Here is a 4225-nt window from a genome sequence, read left to right as displayed (position 1 = left end):
GGGTATATACATGGTCAAAACAGCAAGACATGTCCATACACGAACAAAGAATAGTTCTTCGCATACTGGAAGCGTGCCAAGCTGAACTAAAGGGAGTAAAACTGAAAGATTATGCAGGCACGAAACGCAAGTTTGAGCATGGACTTTGGGATGTTGATGCACAAATGCATGTATCTGACGTTATTTTTTCCGGACGTGATTACAATGAAATCATAGCCGCACTCGATTCTTTGGCAGGACGTTTTTTTACTTACGAAGATGACGAGGAATGGTGGAAGTGCGGATTTATATCTAACCCAAAATATAAAAAACGCACTGGCATTATAACCTTTCGTGTGTCTAACGACCTTTGGGATGTGTTTACCAAGTTCGCCAAGGGGTACAGAGAATTTGAGTTAAACAAGGCTCTTGCGCTACCTACTGGGTATTCCCTTAGGTTTTACATGTTAATGAGTGGGCAGGTGTACCCTTTGGATATATCCCTTGAAAACTTGAAAGACCGTCTTGGCATACCTGCGGACAAATACAAGGACAAGAACGGAAAAGACAGAATAGATCATTTTGAGGAAAGAGTTTTGAAACCAGCAAAGGCTGCGCTTGATGAGAGCTGCCCATACACTTTCAACTACGTGAAAGTGCGTGAAAACCCAAACAACAAACGTAGCAAGGTGACCGGGTTTAGGTTCTACCCGGTCTATCAACCACAGTTCAGAGATGAAGAACTGGAAGGGAAAGAATTGCAAGCAAAGGTTACAGCACGATATCAGATAGACAGCCATGTGTACGAGTACCTCCGTTATTCCTGCGGCTTCACATCGGAAGAGATAAACCGGAACAAAGAGACATTCATAACGGCACAAGAAAAGATAACCGACCTTATCGGAGAACTGGCTCTCCTAAACGGAAAATCACGAGAAAAGAACAATCCGAAAGGGTGGATTATAAACGCCCTTAAAGGGAAAATCAAGGATAAGTAACAAGATTACCCGGCTGAAACACTCCGGGTAATCTTGTCAAATCAGAGGAACGATTTCCATTTCTACACCAAGTTCTTTCATCTGCTGTTGTATTTCCTCGCTGCTTAGTTTCTCTCTCGCCAGTGCAAGCCCATGAAAGGCGTCCCAGCCTGCCGGCTTCGAAACGATACTACCGTTTAGGACGGCATGGGTGATTTCGCCGCCGGACTTCGCACCCTTGTTCAGTATGAAGAAGAACCGGGGTTCTTCGTGTTCCGTTGTTCCCATAATTCGTAAAGTTAGATGTTTATTTATTCCCCTTTTGTTCCCTTGCCTGCTCTTGGTAGTATTCATAATACTGCTTGTAGTTGTCCCGGTCTTTGGCTGCATCCGTCCAAAGATAGCACATGAAACAAGCGAACAATAGGGAGATAACAGCACAAAGGATTGAGTAGAACGAAATTCGTTTGTCCACATAACCGCCGTTTTTCATTCTGTACCCCTGCCGTTCAAAGTCCGCCAACACGTTTTTTAGGCGATTTTCGGCACTTTCAAGGCTTTTCCCGTCTATTTGTACCTTTCGGGCTGTTGCGTCCTCTATGCGCTTCGTATAGACTTCAACACGCTTTAGTTCTTGATACACCAGTTCTACCGCAAGCTGCGGGTTTACCCTTGGCGTTGTATCTTTTCTTTTCCGGGGGCTGTACTGTCCCTGCTTAACGTTGGAAGCTGCCGCTTCCGGGTGTGAGTTTGTTTCCATGAGATATGTTCATTGAGTTGCACTTCAGTTTGCTTTGTGTCCGCTCGATATGGGCGAGAGTGTAGCCTTTCCCTATCTCGCTTGCCTTATACTCCGTACCGCTTCGGGCTGTGACATAGTAGCCGTTAAGTTTCCCGGTGCTTGCCCTGGCTTCCCGGACTTTAAAACCTCTCTTACCAAGTTCTTCCTTGAATTTGGTAAAGTCAAAGCCCTGCATCTTCTTCAATACGCCGTCCATGGCTTCCTTGATTTCCGCTTTGTTGACTTTGCCAATGTCCTGCGACTGTACAAAGTTCCGTTCCTTGGCTATGGCATTGGCGGCTTCCGTTGCCTTTTTCCCTATCCAGTTGTCCCGGTACAGTTCCCCGGAAAGGGAAACCCGGTTTGCCAGTATGTGCAGGTGGGCTTGCTCTTTCTTGCTCTCCGTACCGCTGTGCCGGATGATGATGTACTGGTGGTTCGCCAACCCCATGCGCTGCATGAAGTCGTTACCAAGTTCCGCCCAGTCCGCATCCGTAAAGGTGGCGCTTTCCTCTATCGAGGGGCTGACCTCGAAACGTAGGCAGTTGTTTTTTACGTTCGGAAAATCAATGTGATACGGTTTCATTTCCTGCACCATTTCCGCACCAGTACACCCATAAAGTTCATGCCGGGCTATCTCGGTGGCTACTGCCTGCCCGTTTATCTCTTTGGCGAGGTCGTACTCCAATGCCGCCACACCATGTGATATGCTTTTCCCTTTCCCTATCATCGTGAGAGTATTTTTTTGAGCTCTGTAATTAGTGCCCGGTTCTCCTCGAACACTTCCCGGTACTGGCGACCACCGAAGTAGTTGTTCAGCCGTTGGAGCGTTCCTTTCAACTGGGCTATGTCCCGGAGAAGCTGCCGTTCCTCCTCGGTGTACCTCTCCCTTGGGCGCCCCCCAAGGGACAAACTCCGGCAGTATTCCGATACGCTTAGACTGCACCGGGCTGCCTGCTCCGCAAGTGCGTCCTTTTCAAGTTCGGTACACCGGAATGTAATCTTTTCGTTCCGTCTTAGTTCCATGCCACAAAGGTAATCTTAAAATCTTTTTGAGCAAAGCGAGAAAGGCAAGAAATGTCCGACAAGGACACTTCTTGCTATATATACACATGCCGCATGGGAATACATCCACGCCAACCGCCCAGCAAAAAGCCCCGGCGTGTTAGAAAATCCCCCACAGCCTAACAAATTCTACCCCATTTCTACCCAAGGGGATTACACGCCGCAGAAGTCATCCGGGAACATGTCTTCCAGTTCGTCCAAATCAATGGTTTCTTCTTCGGACACCTCCACCCATTCAATGTTTTCTTTCCCTCTTATCGCACATGAGTACATCTCGGCGGCGGCAAGAGAAGAGAACACCTCGTGCATAGGCTCGCCGTTCTCTAACCAGTAAACACAATATTCGACCATAACAGTTTTATCATTTATCGTTGTAATGCCCCTCTACCTCCAAGATGTAGACCTCTACCACTTCCTCGTAAATGTCATAGATTATCCGGTCATGGGCGGTAATGTGTCGAGACCATGTAATATCCCCACCGCCCCTTAACGCTTCGGGATGCCCAAGCCCAGTCTTAGGGTGCTCTAACAATTCTTTGTAGATTTTCTTATACTTCTTGAACAAATTGGGGTTTGATTTCTTCCATTTGGCAATCACCTTATCCACCCCGTCGGAAACCCTAATTGTGTACATCATAGACTATCGAAATAAGCGTCAATATCCTCACTGCTTTTGAGGGTAACACACTTTCCGGATTTGATTTCTTCCCTTGCCTTGTCAATCCTTGCTTGCAGCTCCGGGGTTATCATCAAATCTTCACGACCAACTTTTACCAAAGCGTAAATCTCGTTTTTCCTGCGAATTAGTACCTGCTCGCCATTGTCAGCTTTGGTGAAAGACGCTGCGAGGTTGTTACGGTATTCTCTTACTGATAATGCTTCCATATCTGTTTGCTTTTAAATTCAGCACAAAGATAGCTATATTTCAATAAAATACAAACATTTTGTACACAAACGTGTACACGCCATAAAAACCCGTTTCCAATCCTACCGCCCGTTGGTTGGTTTTGCTTTGCTCTTTTTCCCTATCGTTTTTCTTTTTCCGACAGTAAATCAACCACTTAGCTCTATAAATTCCCCTTGTCTGTTATAAGCATCGTCTGTAATATGCTCTATCACTTCTTCGCAAACGCCCATAAATAAAGGGATTAGAACATGTGTTTCCCCACACTTTGGGAGTTTAGTCCCCACACTTTGGGAGTTTAAAAGTAAATTAGTCCCCACACTTTGGGAGTTTTACCCCTCTTTTTTTGTTTTAATGTGGGGATTGTGTATATTTGCAGCAAATCAATCGTTTATGAAAAAGAAACTACCTATTACCAAGAATAAAGATGTTGTTGTTTCATGGGTATATACATGGTCAAAACAGCAAGACATGTCCATACACGAACAAAGAATAGTTCTTCGCATACTGGAAGCGTGC

General features: G+C 45.8%; 8 protein-coding genes and 1 pseudogene. 2 read left to right on the top strand and 7 right to left on the bottom strand.

Annotation, left to right across the window (positions count from 1 at the left end; genetic code table 11):
* On the top strand, positions 1-977 hold a 977-nt coding region (locus AB5217_RS24715; RefSeq protein WP_069108557.1), incomplete at its 5' end, for a replication initiation protein.
* Positions 978-1013: 36 nt separating this feature from the next.
* On the opposite strand, the gene AB5217_RS24710 is transcribed toward AB5217_RS24715, so the two are convergent.
* From AB5217_RS24710 to AB5217_RS24680, 7 genes are all read right to left on the bottom strand, one after another.
* Positions 1014-1244 carry a hypothetical protein gene (locus tag AB5217_RS24710; RefSeq protein WP_004295510.1) on the bottom strand — a complete coding sequence of 77 codons (231 nt, stop codon included), beginning with the start codon at positions 1242-1244 and terminating at the stop codon, positions 1014-1016.
* Between the two features lie 19 nt (positions 1245-1263).
* Complete coding sequence (gene mbpC, locus AB5217_RS24705; RefSeq protein ID WP_004295511.1) at positions 1264-1716, bottom strand: mobilization protein MbpC; 453 nt, start codon at positions 1714-1716, stop codon at positions 1264-1266.
* On the bottom strand, positions 1673-2467 hold the full coding sequence (gene mbpB / locus AB5217_RS24700) for a mobilization protein MbpB (protein WP_007560590.1): 795 nt from the start codon (positions 2465-2467) through the stop codon (positions 1673-1675). Before mbpB ends, mbpC begins: the two co-directional genes overlap by 44 nt.
* The gene (gene mbpA / locus AB5217_RS24695; RefSeq protein WP_004327437.1) at positions 2464-2763 is read right to left on the bottom strand and encodes a mobilization protein MbpA; all 300 of its coding nucleotides are present in this window, start codon (positions 2761-2763) and stop codon (positions 2464-2466) included. The genes mbpB and mbpA overlap by 4 nt, the downstream gene beginning before the upstream one ends.
* A gap of 192 nt (positions 2764-2955) precedes the next feature.
* Positions 2956-3153, bottom strand: a complete 198-nt coding sequence (locus tag AB5217_RS24690) for a hypothetical protein (protein WP_004295503.1) — start codon at positions 3151-3153, stop codon at positions 2956-2958.
* Between the two features lie 10 nt (positions 3154-3163).
* Complete coding sequence (locus tag AB5217_RS24685; RefSeq protein WP_004327436.1) at positions 3164-3439, bottom strand: type II toxin-antitoxin system YoeB family toxin; 276 nt, start codon at positions 3437-3439, stop codon at positions 3164-3166.
* Entirely contained in the window at positions 3436-3687 is a 252-nt protein-coding gene (locus AB5217_RS24680) for a hypothetical protein (RefSeq protein WP_004295507.1), read from the bottom strand. Before AB5217_RS24680 ends, AB5217_RS24685 begins: the two co-directional genes overlap by 4 nt.
* Before the next feature lie 412 nt (positions 3688-4099).
* Here AB5217_RS24680 and AB5217_RS24675 point away from each other — a divergent pair.
* Positions 4100-4225, top strand: a pseudogene (locus AB5217_RS24675) (replication initiation protein); the annotation flags it as partial.

The organism is Bacteroides sp. MSSM.1001136sp1_RTP21357st2_D2_RTP21359_211015 (genome assembly GCF_040913205.1).
GTDB lineage: Bacteria > Bacteroidota > Bacteroidia > Bacteroidales > Bacteroidaceae > Bacteroides > Bacteroides ovatus.
The sequence above is the reverse complement of the archived record's forward strand: the minus strand, read 5'-3'. Positions and strand labels throughout refer to the sequence as shown.